The 18,294-nt window shown below is 55.6% G+C and carries 15 protein-coding genes; 7 read left to right on the forward strand and 8 right to left on the reverse strand.

The genetic code is table 11. The annotated features are described in order from the left end of the window. Nucleotides 1-22: 22 nt before the first annotated feature. The 3 genes from WJU22_RS27125 (at nt 23) to WJU22_RS27135 (ending at nt 4,430) form a co-directional block, all read left to right on the forward strand. Nucleotides 23-2,860, forward strand: a complete 2,838-nt coding sequence (locus WJU22_RS27125; RefSeq protein ID WP_341841259.1) for a PKD domain-containing protein — start codon at nt 23-25, stop codon at nt 2,858-2,860. 4 nt (nt 2,861-2,864) lie between these two features. After that, nucleotides 2,865-3,905 carry a PorP/SprF family type IX secretion system membrane protein gene (locus WJU22_RS27130; protein ID WP_341841260.1) on the forward strand — a complete coding sequence of 347 codons (1,041 nt, stop codon included), beginning with the start codon at nt 2,865-2,867 and terminating at the stop codon, nt 3,903-3,905. A 162-nt stretch (nt 3,906-4,067) separates the two neighbouring features. Beyond that, nucleotides 4,068-4,430 (forward strand): T9SS type A sorting domain-containing protein, encoded by a 363-nt coding sequence (locus WJU22_RS27135; RefSeq protein WP_126247538.1) that lies wholly within the window; start codon nt 4,068-4,070, stop codon nt 4,428-4,430. Nucleotides 4,431-4,578: 148 nt separating this feature from the next. Here the strand turns inward: WJU22_RS27135 and WJU22_RS27140 are convergent, their stop codons facing one another. Beyond that, a complete protein-coding gene (locus WJU22_RS27140) occupies nt 4,579-5,751 on the reverse strand; it encodes a class I SAM-dependent rRNA methyltransferase (protein ID WP_341841261.1) in 1,173 nt (390 codons plus the stop codon). 125 nt (nt 5,752-5,876) lie between these two features. Between WJU22_RS27140 and WJU22_RS27145 the strand changes: the two genes are divergently transcribed. From WJU22_RS27145 to WJU22_RS27160, 4 genes are all read left to right on the forward strand, one after another. Continuing rightward, the gene (locus WJU22_RS27145) at nt 5,877-6,443 is read left to right on the forward strand and encodes a nucleotide exchange factor GrpE (protein WP_341841262.1); all 567 of its coding nucleotides are present in this window, start codon (nt 5,877-5,879) and stop codon (nt 6,441-6,443) included. A 78-nt stretch (nt 6,444-6,521) separates the two neighbouring features. Then, the gene (gene dnaJ / locus WJU22_RS27150; RefSeq protein ID WP_341841263.1) at nt 6,522-7,691 is read left to right on the forward strand and encodes a molecular chaperone DnaJ; all 1,170 of its coding nucleotides are present in this window, start codon (nt 6,522-6,524) and stop codon (nt 7,689-7,691) included. A 98-nt stretch (nt 7,692-7,789) separates the two neighbouring features. Further along, complete coding sequence (locus tag WJU22_RS27155; protein ID WP_341841264.1) at nt 7,790-8,746, forward strand: class I SAM-dependent methyltransferase; 957 nt, start codon at nt 7,790-7,792, stop codon at nt 8,744-8,746. 6 nt (nt 8,747-8,752) lie between these two features. Then, complete coding sequence (locus tag WJU22_RS27160) at nt 8,753-10,144, forward strand: sodium:solute symporter family protein (protein WP_341841265.1); 1,392 nt, start codon at nt 8,753-8,755, stop codon at nt 10,142-10,144. A 4-nt stretch (nt 10,145-10,148) separates the two neighbouring features. Here WJU22_RS27160 and WJU22_RS27165 read toward each other — a convergent pair whose 3' ends face one another. From WJU22_RS27165 to WJU22_RS27195, 7 genes are all read right to left on the reverse strand, one after another. After that, complete coding sequence (locus tag WJU22_RS27165) at nt 10,149-11,912, reverse strand: YfbK domain-containing protein (protein ID WP_341841266.1); 1,764 nt, start codon at nt 11,910-11,912, stop codon at nt 10,149-10,151. A 71-nt stretch (nt 11,913-11,983) separates the two neighbouring features. Then, nucleotides 11,984-12,514 (reverse strand): hypoxanthine phosphoribosyltransferase, encoded by a 531-nt coding sequence (hpt, locus tag WJU22_RS27170; RefSeq protein WP_341841267.1) that lies wholly within the window; start codon nt 12,512-12,514, stop codon nt 11,984-11,986. Nucleotides 12,515-12,535: 21 nt separating this feature from the next. Next, nucleotides 12,536-13,894: a glucosaminidase domain-containing protein gene (locus WJU22_RS27175; protein WP_341841268.1), complete on the reverse strand. Its 1,359-nt coding sequence runs from the start codon at nt 13,892-13,894 to the stop codon at nt 12,536-12,538. Between the two features lie 25 nt (nt 13,895-13,919). Beyond that, the gene (locus WJU22_RS27180; protein WP_341841269.1) at nt 13,920-14,561 is read right to left on the reverse strand and encodes an O-methyltransferase; all 642 of its coding nucleotides are present in this window, start codon (nt 14,559-14,561) and stop codon (nt 13,920-13,922) included. 241 nt (nt 14,562-14,802) lie between these two features. Next, a complete protein-coding gene (locus WJU22_RS27185; RefSeq protein ID WP_341841270.1) occupies nt 14,803-15,501 on the reverse strand; it encodes a TIGR00730 family Rossman fold protein in 699 nt (232 codons plus the stop codon). Between the two features lie 35 nt (nt 15,502-15,536). Beyond that, on the reverse strand, nt 15,537-17,027 hold the full coding sequence (locus tag WJU22_RS27190) for a sodium:solute symporter (protein ID WP_341841271.1): 1,491 nt from the start codon (nt 17,025-17,027) through the stop codon (nt 15,537-15,539). A gap of 118 nt (nt 17,028-17,145) precedes the next feature. Continuing rightward, complete coding sequence (locus WJU22_RS27195; RefSeq protein ID WP_341841272.1) at nt 17,146-18,267, reverse strand: TIGR03364 family FAD-dependent oxidoreductase; 1,122 nt, start codon at nt 18,265-18,267, stop codon at nt 17,146-17,148. Nucleotides 18,268-18,294 lie beyond the last annotated feature (27 nt).

Here is an 18,294-nt window from a genome sequence, read left to right on the forward strand (position 1 = left end):
CTTTCCCATATCCTGTGAAAAAATGAAAGCACCTGAGAAGAAAAACCTGATCCGATTGTTGTGGGCGTTGCTGGCTTTGCCGGCGGGCGCCTCGGCCCAGCAGGCCGGGTTTACCTATACGGTGGCGCCGGTGTCGCAATGCGCGCCGGCCACGGTGACGCTGAAAAATACCAGTACGGGCGGCGCGGCGTCGTACCTCTGGGATTTCGGCGACGGGAGAAGTTCCACGGAAACCGATCCCAAGGTGACCTTCAACACACCGGGCCCCGTTTCCATCAAGCTCACGGCATATTATACCGCGGCCACGGCTACGGCTACCGCCAATTTCACGATATATCCCATGCCCGTGGTGGCATTCAAGGTGGATAAGCAAAAGGCCTGCGGCACTTACACCGCCACTTTCACCGACGAAACGCCGGGCGCAACCGTCCGCACCTGGGATTTCGGGGATGGATCGGCGCCCGTGACCTCAAGCGCGCCCACTGTTCAGCATACTTTCAGCAAGATCGATACGTTCGATGTTTCCTTAACGGTGACCAATTCCACCGGCTGTACGCAGACTTTGCGGAAAGACGATTTCATCATGGTTTCTGCGCCGGTCATCACCATGAATTCCACCCCGCAGGAAGGCTGCCTCCCGTTCACGGCCGCGTTCAACGCTTCCGTGCAGGCGCCCGCCGGCGACCCGGTGGCCTCCTACAGCTGGGGCTTCGGCGACAATACCACGGCCAGTTCCACCACGCCCGTCATCACCCATCAATACACGACCGCCGGCGATTTTAACGTGACGCTGACCGTTACCACGCAGCAGGGCTGCGCCGTGATGCAGACGTTCCCGAAACAGGTAAAAACCGGCAGCAAACCGTCTAACGTAAGCTTCACCGTTTCCCGGCCAGACGATTGCGCCGGCACCATGGCCCGGTTGCTCGCCAGTGCGGTGGATGCGTCGCGGTACCGGTGGGATTTCGGGGACGGTTCCACCTACGAAGGGCCGGAAAACGATATCAACCACGCGTTTCGTGCAGCCGGCAACGTGACGGTCAGGATGAGCGCGGGAAACAACGGCTGCTATACGGACGCATCGCCGGTTACGGTAACGAATACCGGTCCTGTAGCGGATTTCAGGTATTCGAGGGATTGCGGGAGCGGGGGGATGACGTATACCTTCACGAACACGTCCACCGCTACTACCAGCGATACCTATGAATGGAATTTCGACGACAATTCTCCTTCCGTCAACACCATCCACCCCACCCATACCTTTTCCCAACCCGGCACCTACAACGTACGCCTCATTGTGCGGAATGCGGCCCAGACCTGCATGAGCACCATTTATCATACCATCCAGGTGTTTGCGGCAGATTACCATACCGGCGTGGGCTCCATTTGCCGCAACAGCCAGGTGCATTACGGCGTGGTGCAGGTGCCCCATGCCCTGGTGCGCCACTACGACTGGCGGTTCGGCGACGGCGAACGGATCGTGACTACGGATGTGGATATACGCAGGATGGTCAATACCAAAGGCGTATTCTCCGACACGCTCATCATCTTCTACAACGATGCCGCGCTTTGCCCGGACACGATCATCAAAAAAGATCATCTCACCGTCATGGCGCCCGAAGCGCGTTTCGCAACAGGGGCTTCCGCCTGCGCGGGGCAACCGGTGCAGTTCATCCAGCAATCCGTTCCCACGCCCAACATCCCGCTGATCGGCTGGAAATGGGAATTCGGGAATGTGGCTACGTCCGACAAATCCACGCCAGACAAGCCCACCTTCAATTCCAGCGGTAACTTCCCCGTGAAACTGGTGATCACCGACGCGCGGAACTGTGTGGATTCCATCACCCTCAACGTGGCCATCAATCCTACGCCTTTCCTCAACGTACAGGCATCCACCGCCAAAATCTGCGAAGGCGGTACTTCCAACCTCCAGGCCATTTCCAACGGCAACGTTACCTGGGAACCGGCGTGGCAGCTGAGTTGCAGTAATTGTCCCACCCCGGTGGCCTCCCCTACCGAAGACACATCCTACATCGCAACGGCCATCAATACCTTCGGCTGTATCGTGAAAGACACCCTTTCCCTGCGTGTAGTTCCGAAGATATTGCTCGCCGTGAGCCCCGATACCGCGATCTGCGCCGGCAGCAGCGCCCGCCTCCGCGCAAGCGGTGCCGCCTACTATGACTGGGCGCCGACGGTAACCGAAGGCGGCAACACGGCGATGCCCCTCATCACGCCCACCGTAACTACCACTTACACCGTAACGGCCGGCAACGATCCCGCCTGCCCCACCGAAACGCGGCAGGTGAAGGTGACGGTGAAACCCTCGCCCACCGTGAACGCCGGGCCAGACCAGGTGCTCGTGGCCGGTAATACCGTAGTGCTCGAAGCAACGTACAGCGCCGATGTGGTGCGCGGCGAATGGAAGCCCAACACCTGGATCGATTGCGCTACCTGTCCGCAAACCGTGGCCACACCGCGTTCCGGTATCGACTACGCGTATGAAGTGACGAATGGTGAGGGTTGCAAGAAGTCGGACGTGATGAATGTCCGCCTGATCTGCGACCAGGGCAACGTGTTCCTCCCCAGCGGGTTTTCGCCGAACAACGACGGGATGAACGACGATTTCTATCCCCGCGGCAAGGGCGTGCGGAGCATCAATTCTTTCCGGATTTACAGCAGGAGCGGCCAGGAAGTGTTCAGCAGGAGCAATTTCCAGATGAACGATCCGGCGGCGGGCTGGAAAGGCCTACAGAACGGGAAGCTCCTGGCGCCCGACGTCTACATCTGGCTGCTGGACGCGGTTTGCGACACCGGCGAGCGATTCACCCTAAAAGGAAATGTAACCTTATTACGATAATCACATGAAAACGCTGAAAAGCATGAAGAAATACTGGTTAAGCGGAATGCTCGCGTGTATCGGGCTGCCGTTGTGCGCGCAAGACATCCACCTGTCTCAGTTCATGGAAACGCCCATCCTCCGCAACCCCGCGCTGATCGGGCTTTTCAAGGGCGATGTGCGGTTCCAGGCCGTATACCGCAACCAGTGGAACAGCGTCACGATACCTTACCAGACCGGCACGCTCAGCGGGGAAATGAAATTCCCGGTCGGGCAGTATAACGACCACGTTACGGCCGGGGTACAAGCTTCGTTCGACAGGGCGGGCTCGTCCAACCTGCAATCCGTCCAGTTCCTGCCGGCGCTCAACTATCATAAATCCCTCAGCGAAGACAAGAGCAGCTTTTTGTCGGTGGGCTTCATGGGCGGTTACGTGCAGCGGCAGTTCAACCCCGCGCATCTCACGTTCAACAATCAATATACCGGCGGGCGCTTCGACCCCGCGGCGCCGACCGGCGAGGAAGGCCGCCTGAGCAAGATCGGTTACGGGTACTGGGACGCGGGCGTGGGGATGAGCTACAACGGCGTATTGGGCGAGGCTACCAACTGGTTCGTGGGCGCGGCGTATTACCATTTCAATAAACCGAAAGTGTCTTTTTACGACGACGATAAGGTGACGCTCGACCCGAAGCTGAGCTTCAACCTGGGCTTTACGGTGCCGGTGTCTGAACGGGTGCGGGTGATCGCGCATTACAACCAGGTGCACCAGGGGGCGTATTCCGAGTTCATCGGCGGTGCGTTTGTGGGGTACGGGTTGATGGACGACGGGCTGGAATCTGACCGGGGGATGTACGGTGGGCTGTTTTACCGCTGGAACGACGCTGTTGTGCCCATGTTCCGCCTCGATATGGGGGCCTGGGAGATCGGGGTGAGCTATGATGTGAATGTGAGCCGGCTGCGAACGGCCAGCCAGGCCATGGGAGGGTTCGAAGTGTCGATGGTTTTCAAGAATTTCCTAAATCGCTGGAATTCAACGCTTAACAGTGTAACCTGTCCGAGTTTTTAGGTTGCCAACGGACGGCGGCGGAAAAAATTGTTAAAAACGTTAAAATTTCAGAAAAAAGAGCAGAGAAATTGCACAATTTGGCAGACCGTTTGTTATCTTTATATAGCAACCAAACCGCAAATATTTGGGTAATATTTAAAAAAATTTATATCTTTGGGTACTATGTACAAAACCGTTACTCTCATCCTATTTACTTTCTTCTGCGCCCTGTCGTTACCGGCATGGTCCCAAAGCAAGTCTACCAATCCCTCTACATTCCCCGAGGGCGAGAATACGAGTAAGGTAGTGAAGGCTTATCCTAATCCCGCTACAACTAAGATTTATTTCGAAATTCAGCGTAATAACGATAAGGTTTACGAGATTATTGTATATAACTTCCTGGGCAAGAAGGTGGACCACCTGAAGAACCTTGCCAACCGCGCGCAACTTCCTTTGGACAATTATTACAGTGGTCTTTACATTTTCCAGTTGAGGGAAAAAGACGGGACACTGGTGGAATCGGGGAAGTTCAACGTCGTCAAATAACATTACGAGTAGGAATATTTAAGATATAAAAGGCTGACAGGATGCAAAAGCACTGTCGGCCTTTTTTCTTTCTCTTGCATGCCATGAAAAACGGCGCCCCCATGCCGGGAGCGCCGTTTTCTATTTTCGTTTTCTGTAACCGGGATTGTTATTGTACTTCCACGACGAGGAACTTCAGGTACGTCGTGTTTTCGATGTTCCAGAGGATGGGATGGTCTTGCGCCTGCGTCTGGAACGTAACCTGGCGGAGGCGTTTGCGCGCGTCTTTCGCTGCCATGTCGATCGTTTCGAGGAACATGGACGGGTCTACCAGGTTGGTGCAGCTCGCCGTTACCAGGAAGCCGCCCGGCTTCAGGAGCTTCATCCCGCGGAGGTTGATCTCCTTATATCCCGTGATCGCTTTCTGGATGTTTTCGCGGCTTTTGGTGAAGGCCGGCGGGTCGAGGATCACCACGTCGAACTTGCGATCTTCGCGGGTCCATTGTTTCAGCTGGTCGAACGCGTTCACCGCCTGGAATTTACAGATATCCTGCAGGCCGTTCAGCTCCGCGTTGCGACGGGCCGTGTTCACGGCGTGCTCGGAAATATCGAGCCCCAGCACGCTTTTGGCGCCATAATGCCCCGCGTGGCAGGAGAACGTGCCAGTGTAGCAGAACGCTTCGAGCACGTCTGCCCCTTTTACGATGTGCTGGATGGCGCGGCGGTTATCCTGCTGGTCGAGGAAATAACCGGTTTTTTGTCCACCCACGATATCCACATGGAATTTCAGGCCGTTTTCGTTGATGATGATATTGGTGTCGAACGGATCGCTGAGGAAGCCTTTCTTTTGTTCGAGGCCTTCGAGCTCACGCACGGGCACGTCGTTCCGTTCGTAGATGCCTTTGGGTTGGAAGATTTCGTGGAGGGCGTTCACGATGGCCGGTTTCCAGCGGTCGATGCCGAGGGCCATGGTCTGGAGCACGAAATAATCGTTGAACTTGTCGATGATGAGGGCCGGCATATCGTCTGCTTCGCCGAAGATGAGGCGGCAGTTTTCCACATACCCGAGCTTCTTGCGGTATTCCCAGGCTTTGCGGAGGCGGTGGAGGAAGAACCCTTCGTCGATGGTCTCGTTCCGGTCGCGGGTGAGCAGCCGCACGAGGATCTGGGATTGGGGGTTGATGTATCCCCGGCCTACGAAAATACCGTTATGCGTGAACACGTCCACGATATCGCCGGCGTTCACTTCCCCTTCGATCTGGCCCACTTCGTTGCCGAAAACCCAGGGGTGCCCCGTCAATACGCGGTTCGCTATCTTTTTCTTGAGAAATACCTTGGTCATTGTTTATTATTGGAGCGCAAAGGTACAAAATGCAGGGAATCCTTCCCGATCCTGCCAAATTGTCCAGAAACGGGCGCTTGGCAAAGTTATTGTCGAGGGGTAACTTGCAGACAATAAGTACGATTATGACAGAAAAAGACAAAGATATGCAGGCAAATGGGCAGGATCCCCGTGAAATGGACATCAATTCCGATGAAAACCAGGCCGGTTCCTCCCACTTGAACGATGCGCTGCCGGAAGAGGACGAGGCGGACAAGCTCCGTTCGGACCTCGACGAATTACGTAAAAAATATCTCCTGCTGAACGCAGATTTCGATAATTTCAGGAAGCGGAACGCCAAAGAACGGATCGAGCTGATCAACACTGCCAACAAAGAGGTGATCGTTGCCCTCCTCGACGTGCTCGATGATTCCGAAAGAGCCGCCAAACAGCTGGAAACATCGGGAGAAGCTACCGCTGTGAAAGAAGGCGTAATGCTGGTTTTCAACAAATTCCAGAACGTACTGCAATCCAAAGGCCTCAAACCCATGGAAGCCATGCACGAGGAATTCAACCCGGACCTTCACGAAGCCGTGACCGAAATCCCTGCCCCTACAGACGATCTGAAAGGCAAGGTGCTCGACGTACTGCAAAAAGGCTACTACCTCAACGATAAAATCATCCGCCATGCCCGCGTGGTAGTCGGAAAATGACGTTGTGACAGCAGTTTTGCCAGTCCATAGAATTTTCATAGCCTGTTCCATTGGAATGGGCTTTTCAAGTGTATAAACATGTCGACCAAGAGAGATTATTACGAAATATTAGGGGTTGCCAAAACCGCTTCCCAGGATGAGATCAAGAAATCGTACCGCAAGGTGGCGATGCAGTTCCATCCCGACCGGAACCCCGGCAATAAGGAAGCGGAAGAAAAATTCAAAGAGGCGGCGGAAGCATATGAAGTGCTCAGCGACCCCGACAAGCGCGCCCAATACGACCGCTTCGGCCATGCCGGCATGGGCAACCGCGGCGGCTTCGGCGGCAGCGGCCATATGAACATGGACGATATCTTCTCCAACTTCGGGGATATTTTCGGGGAAGACATCTTCGGCAGCTTTTTCGGCGGCGGCGGTCAACGTGGCGGCGGCGGTGGCGGACGCAGGCAGCGGGGCACCCGCGGCAGCAACCTCCGCGTGAAGATCAAACTGAACTTCGAAGAAATCGCCAAAGGCACCAATAAAAAGATCAAAGTCAAAAAACACGTCACCTGCAACACCTGCAACGGCCTCGGCGCGAAAGACAAAAACGCCTTCCAGTCGTGCACCACCTGCCATGGTTCCGGACAGGTACGTAAAGTGACCCAGACTTTCCTCGGCCAGATGCAGACCGTGACCACCTGCCCTACCTGTAACGGGGAAGGACAGATCATCACCAACAAATGCACCAGCTGTAAAGGCGAAGGCCGGCAATACGGCGAAGAAACCGTTTCGATCGACATTCCCGCCGGCGTCATGGAAGGCATGCAGCTGTCTATGAGCGGAAAAGGCAATGCCGGCGAACGCGGCGGCGCACCGGGCGACCTGCTTATTCTCGTGGAAGAAGAACCGCACCCGGAACTGCAGCGCGACGGCCTCAACGTCGCCTTCGACCTGCACATCTCCTTCCCCGACGCGGCTTTCGGCGTTCAGCTCGAAGTGCCGACCATCGACGGGAAGGCCAAGATCAAGGTTCCGCCGGGCACGCAGAGCGGTAAAATCTTCCGGCTCAAAGGCAAAGGGTTCCCTTCCGTCAACAGCTACGAAAAAGGCGATCAGCTCATCCAGGTGAATGTCTGGACACCGCAGACGCTGACAGCCGACGAAAAAGCCATGCTCGAAAAGATGCAGGAATCCGGCAACTTCAAGCCCAATCCCGAAAAATCCGAAAAAGGGTTCTTCGAGAAAGTGAAAGACATCTTCAGCTGATTTTTCAGTAAACGATATGGCAACAGCCGGAACGGACCTCGTTCCGGCTGTTGCTTTTTAAGCCGTTCGTTGGCGCATCCGGGAGGAAAATCGCATATTTGCACACGATTATGTCCGATAAGTACCAGATGTTCGAAAACCGGCTGGCCAAGGTATACAAGCACCTGGCCAAGACCGCCCGGCGGCAGGGGATCACCTGTTTCCGCCTTTACGACCGCGACCTGCCGGAATTCCCGCTCATCATCGAGCTGTATGAAGACAAGGTGTCTGTGGCCGAATACATCAGCTCGCATGGGATGGACGACGACGCGTACGACGCGTGGCTCGAACAGAGCGTGGTTGCTGTCGGGAAAGTGCTGGAAGTGCCGCGGGAAGACATTTTCCTCCGTACCCGCCAGCGCAAATCCGACCGGCAGAGCCAATACGAGAAAATCAGCATTGAAAAAGCGGAGATCAACGTAAAGGAAGACGGGCTGACGTTCAAAGTCAATCTTTCCGACTACCTCGATACCGGCCTCTTCCTCGACCATCGCATCACGCGGCATATGGTGCGGGAGGAATCGGCGGGCAAGCACGTCCTCAACCTGTTCTGCTACACCGGTTCGTTTTCCGTGTACGCCGCTGCCGGGGGCGCCGCTTCCGTTACATCGGCCGACCTGTCCAAAACCTATCTCAAATGGGCGGAAGACAATATGGAGCTCAACGGCATTTATGATCCTTCCAGACATCATTACGTGCATGCAGACGTGTTGCAATATCTCGACGAACTGAAGATCAATACGTTCGACCTGGTAGTGATGGACCCGCCCACGTTCTCGAACAGCAAGCGGATGAAGGATTTCCTCGACATCCAGCGCGACCACGTTTCGCTGATCAATAAAGTGCTCATGGCGATGAAGAAAGACGGCGTGCTGTATTTCAGCAACAACCTGCGCCGTTTCGAGCTGGACGAGCCCGCCATAGCAGCCAGTTCCATCAAGAATATCACGGCGCAAACCATTCCTTTCGATTTCCAGGGGAAGCTGCAACGGCATTGCTTCCGCATCACCAAATAACAGCATATGCTCACGGGCTTCGTTCTGATCTACCTGCTCATCACTATCCTGATCGGCCGCTGGGCGGCGCGGCGGGTGAAAAGCGCCGGCGACTTCATCGTGGCGGGCCGGAGCCTTCCGCTGGGCATCAGTACCTGCGTGATCTTCGCCACCTGGTTCGGCTCGGAAACGATGCTGGGCGCCACGAGCGAGTTTGCGCAGCATGGTTTGCTCGGGGTGATAGAAGACCCGTTCGGTGCGTCGTTGTGTTTATTGTTGGTGGGGTTGTTTTATGCGAGGAAACTGTACCGCGTCAATGTGCTGACGTTTTGCGATTACTTCCGGGTGCGTTTCGGGAAGAAGGCGGAGATCGTGTCGGCCCTGCTGATGATCCCCTCCTACTTCGGCTGGATCGCGGCGCAGATCGTGGCCATGGGGATCGTGATCAATACCGTGATGGGCGTTTCGCAGGAAACGGCCATGGTGGCCAGCGGGCTCATTGTTATGTGCTACACGTACATGGGCGGGATGTGGTCGGTTTCCGTCACGGATTTCATTCAAACCATCATGATCATCATCGGCATTCTCGTTATCACATTTTTGGTGGTGAATGAGGCGGGAGGCATCACGGCGGTGGTGGAACGCGCGCCTGCGGGCACTTTCCGCTTCTTCCCCGACCGCGACTGGCATAGCTGGCTGCACTACATGGCCGCGTGGTTCACGATCGGCCTGGGCTCCATTCCGCAGCAGGACGTATTTCAACGGTTGATGAGCTCCAAAAGCGAGCGTGTGGCGCAATACAGTTCGTACCTCGGTGCACTGATGTACCTGGTGATCGGTTCGCTGCCGCTGCTGATCGTGCTTTGCGCGAAACAGCTGTATCCCGGTCTTGGCGCAGCCGACCCTTCCACGATTTTGCCTGACATGGTGATGCAGCATGGCAATCTTTTCATACAGATCCTCTTCTTCGGCGCGCTGCTGTCTGCCATCATGAGCACCACCAGCGGCGCCATCCTCGCTCCTGCCACGGTGCTGGGCGAAAACCTCGTCAAACCGTTTTTCAAAGACATCAGCGATAAAAAGTTCCTGCTCATCATCCGGTTTTCGGTGGTGGTGGTTTCGCTCATTTCTATTGGAATGGCCTTCGCCAGCCAGGACATTTACGAGCTGGTGGCTTCGTCATCCGTGCTGAGCCTCGTTTCGCTGTTCGTGCCGCTTACGGCGGGGCTGTATTGGAAACGCGCCAACCAGGCCGGCGCCAATTTGTCGATTTTGCTCGGTACGGCCGGTTATATTTATTCGGAATGGATGGAAACCGCTACCCCGCCGCTTTTCGTGGGGTTATTGTGGAGCATCGGCGGGATGCTGGCGGGCTCGTTGTTCTGGAAATCCGCGCCGGAAGAGGTGACCGCCGCGTAATCGGCTACTTCAGCCACGGCGTATGTTTCTTCAGTTGTTTGATGAGTTTGAGGAATTCTCCGCGGTAACCGCCGGGATCGGGGCCCAGCGAGCGTTTCGCGATGCGTGTCACCATTTCTGCATTCCCGTTGCCGGCGTATTGCGATTTGCGGAGCAACATGCCGAAAAGCGCCACGGAAGCCGCGAACCGGCAGTCGTCGGGCGCTTCGTCGAAACTGGAGACGGAGGAATTGATCGTCTTTTCCAGCTGATATTGCCGCTCTTCCCCATCCGGCCGCCAGGTGAGCGAAACCGTTGCCAATGGCCCGTCTGATTCGGGGTTCGCGGGCTCTATCTCGTACATCGCCACCACGCAATGCCCCGACCCCACGATGCCGCCGGCCACCTTCAGGCTATCGCCGTTCTCTTCTTTCAGGATTTTATTTTCGTACCCCAACAGGCGGTAAGCCTTCACCCGCCGCGCGTCAAACGTAACCTGGGCGTGAACTTCACGGGCCACGGTGAACAGTGTGGAGCCGAATTCCCGGGCAAAAACCTTGTTCGCTTCCTCCAGGTCGTCGATATACGCAAAATTTCCGTTGCCTTTACTGGCGAGGGTTTCCAGCTTCGAATCCTTGTAATCCTTCATCCCGAAACCGAGGCAGGTCAGCAGTACGCCGCTTTCCTTCTGTTGTTCGATAAGGTCTTCCATATCCTGGTCGCTCGTTTGCCCGACGTTGAAATCCCCGTCTGTGGCCATGATGACGCGGTTGTTGCCGCCGGGGATGAAGTTTTCGCCGGCGATGTGGTACGCCATTTTGATGGCCGCTTCTCCTCCGGTGGCGCCGCCGGCGCTCAGGTAATCGATGGCATGGAGGATCTTTTCCTTCTGGTTGCCCGGCGTACAGGGCAACACGAGGCCGGGCGTGCCCGCATACGCCACGATGGCCACTTTATCCCGCGGCCTAAGATTATTGACCAGCACCCGGAAAGCCGCTTGCAGCAAAGGAAGTTTATTGGGCGTTCCCATGCTGCCGGAACAATCGATGAGGAACACGAGGTTACTGGAAGGCAGGCTGTCGGTTTCGATCTGCCGGGCCCGCACGGCCACCTGGAGCAGGTTGTGGCGCGGCTCCCAGGGGCAATCGGTATAATGGCTGTACATGGCGAACAGCGAATCTTTTCGCGGCAGCGGATAACTGTAATGGAAGTAGTTCAGCATTTCCTCGATCCGCACCGCATCCACCGGCACGGGCTGTTTCAGCCGCGCGAACCGGCGCATATTGCTGTAGGCGGCCCGGTCTACGTCCAGCGCGAAGTCGGACACGGCTTTTCGGCGGGTATCCACGAACTTGTTTTCGTATAGCCGGCCATAGGTTTCGTCGTAAAAGCTGGTGATGGTGACGCCGAGGCTTGTATAATTGGGGTTGGAGCTGGCGGCAAAGCGCGCACGGGCCTTGGCCGTGGCAATCTCGTTGCCGGCATCGGAATTTTTCTTTAGCGGACTGAGCTCAATAAGCATGCGGTCATGCTGAAGCGGCACGGATTTACTGACGTAACCGGGGTGCTCGAAAACCAGGTGGGTGCTGCCGTTGGGGACTTCTATCCTGAATAATCCGTATTGATTGGTCTGCACGGAAGCAGTGTCTGGCCAAACGGTGACCTTTACGCCCGATACCGGATCGTGCCGGATGCTATCCTGCACGGCGCCGGTCACCACTTTTCGCTGTTGCGCCACTCCGATCATGCTCCAGCTTGCGCAGAGGAACAACATGAGGAGCTTATACATCGAAATAATTTACATACACCGATATATAAATGTAAGCATTTCCTTGTTTCGACGGCCGCAGCGGCAAAAAATTACTCGGCCAGCTGGTAGATTTCGGGGAGATTCCGGCCCAGGCCATCGTAATCGAGGCCATAGCCGAGGAGGAATTTGTTGGGAACGGAGAAGCCGAGATAATCGATCTTGACGGGATGCGTGAGGGCCTCGGGCTTGGTGAGCAGCGACGCCACCATGAGCCTTTCCGGCTGCTGGTGCTCCAGCTGCGGAAGGAACTGGCTCAGCGTTTTGCCCGTGTCCACGATATCCTCGAGGATCACTACGGTGCGACCGAAAAGGTCTTCGTCGAGCCCGATGGCGGTGATGACGTTGCCGGTGGATTTGGTGCCTTTGTAAGACGCCAGTTTGATGAAGGAGATTTCCGCTTCGATGTGCAGATATTTGAACATATCGGCGGCGAACATGAACGATCCGTTGAGGATGGCGATAAAAAGCGGTCTTTTCCCTTCGAGATCGAGGCTGATCTGCTGCGCCATTTCTTTGATCCGCGCCTGCAGTTTCTCTTCAGTGATATAGGGGACGAACTTCTTATCATGTACCTGGATCATCGTATGTATTCGGTTTAGCGGTTATTTTTTCACGATCAGCTGCTGACCGATCTTGATGGCATTGTCTTGCAGGTTGTTCCATTGCTGCAGTTGCGCCACGGTGCAGCCGTATTGGCGGGAGATGCTGTACAGCGTTTCCTTTTCGCCGACGGTGTGCGTTTGTTCGCGGGAGGAGGTTTGCGCTCCTGCTTTCTTGAGGTCTTCGATCATGCCGGGGGGCAGGGCCGACGGGGCTTTTTCCGGTGCGGGCGGTGGCGGGGCCGGCCGGTTTTCCGCAACGGGCGCCTGAGCCGAGGCTTTCTCGATTTCCTTTTTGATATCCTGGATGATCTCGCGGGGCTTCAGGTCTTCGTGCTCATCCACTTTCGCGACGGAATTGCTGCCGAGGCGCGGTTTGGCGGATGCATAGCCGTCCAGCGCGATGCGTTCTCCTGCCGCGGGCTGCTCGCCTTCCTGGAGCTTGTTGCGGCGGCGCACCCAACGGAGCTGCACGCCTTCCGCCTGGGCAATGTCGTGGAGGCTTTCTCCGGCAGCCACAATGTGGAAGTCGTTGGAGCCGCGCTTGCTTTTGCTTTGCAGGAAGATGACCATGTCTTTTTCCAGGGGCACGTCGGCCGCGAGGTCGTTATATTTCAGCAAAGAACTGAGGCGGATGTTCCGGGCGGAAGCCACCTGGATCAGCGCCGTTCCTTTTTTAACAAAGATGGCTTTGCGATTGTTGATGCGGAACTCGCCGGTTTCGGGATACTTCTTCGCGGGCGCGGCGGCCGTCACCACCGGGCGGGAGGCCGTCGAAGGCTGCGCGGGTGTGTAGGAGCCGGGGTCTCCGGCAAAAACGTCGCCGGTCCTGATCTCGCCCTTGCCCATCGCGATATCCGTGTATTGCTGGAGCTGGTAGGTTTCGATGATCTGGATAAGCTGCTGCGGATAGGTGCGGCTGGTGGCATAACCTGCCGTTTTCAAGCCGTAAGCCCAGGCTTTATAATCGTTCGGGTTGAGATCGAACAGGAATTTGTAGCGGGGATTGTTGCGGAGGAACTCCGAATGGTCTTTCCAGGATTCCTGCGGCGAACCGTATTTGCGGAAGCATTCGCCGCGGGCGTCGTCGTCGTACGACACGCTGGGGCCGGTCCAGTTATTTTTGCATTTGATGCCGAAGTGGTTGTTGCTGTTGAGGCAGAGCCATCCGTTGCCGGATTGCGTTTCCAGGATGCCCTGTGCGAGTTTGATGGCTGCGGGAACGCCGGACCGGCGCATTTCCTCCATCGCGATCAGCTTGTACGTGTCGATGTACTGTTGGGTGCTGATGGTTTGGGCAAAGCTTTTTATGGCTCCGCCAAGCAGCAAACAGATGGCCAGGCAGTATGACTTCACTTGCATTATATGTCGAATTTAATGGGTCGAATTATTTTTTGCGGATGAGGAGTACCCCATCGCGCAGGGTGAGCAGCAGCGTTTCGGCGCGCTCGTCTGCCACAGCCTTTTCCACGAAGCGGACCATGGCTTTGGCGTTGTTGCTTTGTTCGGTTTCCGGCAATACCACTTCTCCGTGATACAGCACATTGTCGGCCAGCATGAACCCTCCGGGCCGAAGCTTCTCCCACACCATATCGTAATACCCGATATACCCGGCCTTGTCTGCATCGATGAAAACAAGGTCGAACGTTTCGTTGAGTTGCGGGATGATGCCGGCGGCTTTGCCGATGTGCTGGGTGATTTTCGCGGTAAGACCGGCTTCCGCGATGTAGCGCGCCGCCATGTCTTCCAGCTCTTCATTTACATCGATGGTATGCAGCATGCCGTCGTCTGTGAGGCCCTGGGCAAGGCATATCGCCGAATACCCCGTGTAGGTGCCGATCTCCAGGATGCGGCGCGGCCGGAGCATGTGGCTCACCATCGACAAAAAAACACCCTGCACGTGCCCGCTCAACATATGCGGCTGGTCCACTTTCAGGTAGGTTTCCCTGTGGAGGCGATATAACAGGTCCGCTTCCGGACTGGTATACTTCTCTGCAAACGCCTGAATGTCCCCGGGTATTACCTCCATGCCTGATTTTTTTGCAAACCTAAGCAATTATCAAGTAAATGCGATATATGTGAAGGATTGAAAATAAATCGAGCCTGATAGTAATACCAGGCTCTTTACCCCATGTTAACCATTAAAGACACAACTATTGACCATATACTAATGCGTTTAATGGTCCATTTAGGCTGTGACTTTATAAATATATATGCAATTCCAACATCATTCATGAATATATTTCATGTGTATATAACATAAAATTAATCTAAAAATTGGGGCGCAGTTTGTTGGATGCGTAGAACTCGCGGAAGTAGTCCACCACCTCGTCTGCCGTGTCGAACACCTTCAGCAGGTTGAGGTCTTCGGGGTGGATATTGCTTTCTTTTTTCATCATTACCGTGTCGATCCAGTCGAGCAGGCCGCCCCAATATTCGCTTCCCACGAGCACGAGCGGCGTTTCGGTCATTTTTTTCGTTTGGATGAGGGTGGCCACTTCGAAGAATTCGTCCATGGTGCCGAAGCCGCCGGGCATCATGACGAAGCCCTGGGAATATTTCGTGAACATGACTTTGCGCACGAAGAAGTAATCGAAGTTGAGGCTTTTATCGCGGTCGAGGAAAGGGTTGGCGTATTGTTCGTGCGGCAGCTCGATGTTGAGGCCCACGCTCGTTCCGTTTGCCAGTTGCGCGCCTTTGTTGGCCGCTTCCATGATCCCGGGGCCACCGCCGGAAATGATGCCGAACCCGTCTTCCGCCAATCTCCGCGCGATCTCGCAGGCCAGTTCGTAGTAAGGGTTTCCGGAACGCGTTCTCGCCGAGCCGAAGATGGAAATACAGGGGCCTATTTTGGCGAGGGCTTCGAACCCTTCCACGAATTCAGCCATAATTTTGAATATCTGCCAGCTGGAATGCGCTTTCGTTTCCGTCCAATCGCGCATCTTCAAATTCTTTAACGTATCATTCATCTGCTATTCATTTTGTTATTGTAATCTACACTTTTTTACTGCAGTGCGGGCAGGACGTTCTTTTTGCGGGAGAACAGCCATAATCCAATATACGTAAACAGGCCGTTCACGATGAGCAATTCATTGCCGAATTTATACCCGCCCATCCATTGTTCCGAATATTGTTTGAGGATAAAGCACAGCAACGGGGAAACGAGGCAAACGATGAGGGAACCGTAATCGAGGATGGGCCGCTTGTTCAGGATCCCGAACGCGAAAAGCCCCAGCATCGGCCCGTATGTAATGGTAGCGAGGAACAGCACGGTATCGATGATCGCATCGTTGTTGAACTCGCGGAACAACAGGATGGTGCCCAGCAAAGCTACGGCGCAACCCACGTGGATCGCGTTCTTGATGCGCTTGCGACGCGCGTCGATCCCGTCTGTCGGATATCCCAGGATGTCGATGTAAAAAGAAGTGGTGAGCGTGGTCAGCACACTGTCTGCGCTGGAGAACGTAGCCGCCGTGAGGCCCACAATGAAGATCACCGAAGCGAAAGTGCCCAGGTGTTGCAGCGCCAGCAGGGGAAACACCTGGTCGGTAGCCGGGCCACCCTTCGCCGTCAGCGGCATCGGGATGTTATTGGCATGTAAATATTGATAGAGTAATATCCCCAGGCTCAGGAAAAACACATTCACGACGAGCTGCATGATGCTGAAAGAATAAATGTTCTTCTGCGCCTCCTTCAGCGAGCGGCAACTCAGGTTCTTCTGCATCATATTCTGATCGAGCCCCGTCATGGTTACCGCGATCATCATCCCGCCGAAAAATTCCTTCGGGAAGAAATTCCCCGCTTTCCAATCCCAGAAGAACGTTTTGGAATGCGGACTGCTGGCGACGTTGGAGACCAAATCCCCCAGCCCCCAGTTCAGATCGCGGCAGATCACCACGATGGTCAGCACCACGGCCAGGAGCAGGAAAATGGATTGCATGGCGTCTGTCCACACGAGGGTTTTAATACCACCGCGATAAGTATATACCAGCATCAGCGCGATCATGATGGAAACCGACAGCGCGAACGGTATCCCGTAATAATCGAACACGAACAGCTGCAACACGCCCGCCACGAGGAAGAGCCGTGCCGCCGCGCCCACGAGGCGCGACAGGATAAAGAACATCGCCCCCGTTTTCTGCGTCACCGGCCCGAACCGCTGTTGCAGATACGTGTAGATCGAAGTGAGGTTCCGGTTATAATACAACGGCAACAGCACCGTGGCGATCACGACGTAGCCGAGAATATATCCCAAAATCGTTTGCAGGTAAGAGAAGGAAGCTACTTCCACCTTGCCCGGTACGGAAATGAAAGTGACGCCCGACAGGGAATCGCTGATCATCCCGATGGCCACGAGGTACCATACGGAGTTCCGGTTCCCGATGAAATACGACTGCTCGTCGACCTTCCGGGTAGTGAGGTAAGACACCAACAGTAACAGGATAAAATAGCAGGCGATGAAAAGGACAAAAATCCCCGGTGATATTGGCGACATTACGTGAGTATAGTTTAAACCCAATAAAAATAGGGATTTCCGCATAAAAACGCATAAAAACGCATAAAAAAAGGCCGGCTGGAAAGCAGGCCCTGTAGCATATCACAAATACGGGAAATTATTCCACGGCGGTCACGTCGCGCGCGAGGCCGAAAGACAGTGTCATGCCGGCTCCTCCCATCCCGTTCACGATAGTGACGCCGGGTTCGGGGTGCAAGACGAGATCATGGCCGCCGTTGGTCAGTTTCGGATATATGCCGTGCCAACGCTCCTGGATGCCCATGGTTGGCGCCTGGAGGAAGGTATTGATGAATTGAAGGATGAGGTCGTTGATGTGCTCCTTGTCGAAAGGGTCTACCGCCAGGCCGTATTCGTGGGAGTCTCCCAGCGAAAGCTCCCCTGCCCCGTTCTGCGTTACCATGAGATGGATGCCGTATTTTACGTATTCCGGCAAAGTAGCGTCCACACGCTGTTTCACGGCTTTGAGGCCGGGGCAGTGGGCGAAAGACGCGTAGTGCAGCATCGACATGCCCGTTACCAGCGTGGGGCCCAGTTGCCAGCCATCGGGCTGGGGAACGGTGCGCATCATCTGGAGCTTGCAACGCGTAAGAGGCGACGCAGCGAAGATGTCGGGATACAGGGTCTCGAAGTCGTACCCCGTGCAGACGTACACCTTATCCACCTTCCACTTTTCGTTTTTCGTTTCGATATGCGGCAGCTGGATACCGTTGACGGCGGTGCCGAACCGGAAAGTGACGCCATGTTCGCTTTCGAGCCAGGCGGCGAGGCGGGCGCTCGCTTCGCGGGGGTCTACGGTGATTTCGAGGGGGCTCCAGAGCGCGGCTTTCAGGCCCTCGGGCCGGAAAGCCCTGCTGCGGCCCGTTGCGGCTTCGGGCGTGAGGATTTCGACGTCGCGGCTGGAGGTGGACACGAATTCTTCGAGCACGCCGGCTTCGTCGGCATGATAGGCCAGCAACAGCGAACCGGACTCCTCGGCAGGGAGGCCCGTTTCCCGCGCCAGTTGTTGCCAGATGCCGCGGCCGTAAAGCGCACGGTCGTAAATGTAGCCGTCTTGCTGCCCCAGCGTCCAGACGTTACCGAAATTGCGGTACGAAGCGCCCAGCGCACGGGGGCTCCGCTCGAAAACGACCACTTTCCGGCCTTTCAAAGCCAGGTGGTACGCTGTGGCCAGGCCTACGATGCCTGCGCCGATGACTGCTGTATCTGCTTGCTGGTACATGCAACAAATATAGCAGTATTTGTAAAT

The organism is Chitinophaga caseinilytica, from assembly GCF_038396765.1.
Lineage (GTDB): Bacteria > Bacteroidota > Bacteroidia > Chitinophagales > Chitinophagaceae > Chitinophaga > Chitinophaga caseinilytica.

What these genes read in the sequence shown, in the direction of transcription:
- WJU22_RS27165 (WP_341841266.1), bottom strand. Translation starts at nt 11,912, where the DNA reads ATGTATAAGCTCCTCATGTTGTTCCTCTGCGCAAGCTGGAGCATGATC.
- WJU22_RS27190 (WP_341841271.1), bottom strand. Translation starts at nt 17,027, where the DNA reads ATGTCGCCAATATCACCGGGGATTTTTGTCCTTTTCATCGCCTGCTAT.
- WJU22_RS27160 (WP_341841265.1), top strand. Translation starts at nt 8,753, where the DNA reads ATGCTCACGGGCTTCGTTCTGATCTACCTGCTCATCACTATCCTGATC.
- WJU22_RS27175 (WP_341841268.1), bottom strand. Translation starts at nt 13,894, where the DNA reads ATGCAAGTGAAGTCATACTGCCTGGCCATCTGTTTGCTGCTTGGCGGA.
- WJU22_RS27145 (WP_341841262.1), top strand. Translation starts at nt 5,877, where the DNA reads ATGACAGAAAAAGACAAAGATATGCAGGCAAATGGGCAGGATCCCCGT.
- WJU22_RS27185 (WP_341841270.1), bottom strand. Translation starts at nt 15,501, where the DNA reads ATGAATGATACGTTAAAGAATTTGAAGATGCGCGATTGGACGGAAACG.
- hpt (WP_341841267.1), bottom strand. Translation starts at nt 12,514, where the DNA reads ATGATCCAGGTACATGATAAGAAGTTCGTCCCCTATATCACTGAAGAG.
- WJU22_RS27135 (WP_126247538.1), top strand. Translation starts at nt 4,068, where the DNA reads ATGTACAAAACCGTTACTCTCATCCTATTTACTTTCTTCTGCGCCCTG.
- WJU22_RS27140 (WP_341841261.1), bottom strand. Translation starts at nt 5,751, where the DNA reads ATGACCAAGGTATTTCTCAAGAAAAAGATAGCGAACCGCGTATTGACG.
- WJU22_RS27130 (WP_341841260.1), top strand. Translation starts at nt 2,865, where the DNA reads ATGAAAACGCTGAAAAGCATGAAGAAATACTGGTTAAGCGGAATGCTC.
- WJU22_RS27125 (WP_341841259.1), top strand. Translation starts at nt 23, where the DNA reads ATGAAAGCACCTGAGAAGAAAAACCTGATCCGATTGTTGTGGGCGTTG.
- dnaJ (WP_341841263.1), top strand. Translation starts at nt 6,522, where the DNA reads ATGTCGACCAAGAGAGATTATTACGAAATATTAGGGGTTGCCAAAACC.
- WJU22_RS27180 (WP_341841269.1), bottom strand. Translation starts at nt 14,561, where the DNA reads ATGGAGGTAATACCCGGGGACATTCAGGCGTTTGCAGAGAAGTATACC.
- WJU22_RS27195 (WP_341841272.1), bottom strand. Translation starts at nt 18,267, where the DNA reads ATGTACCAGCAAGCAGATACAGCAGTCATCGGCGCAGGCATCGTAGGC.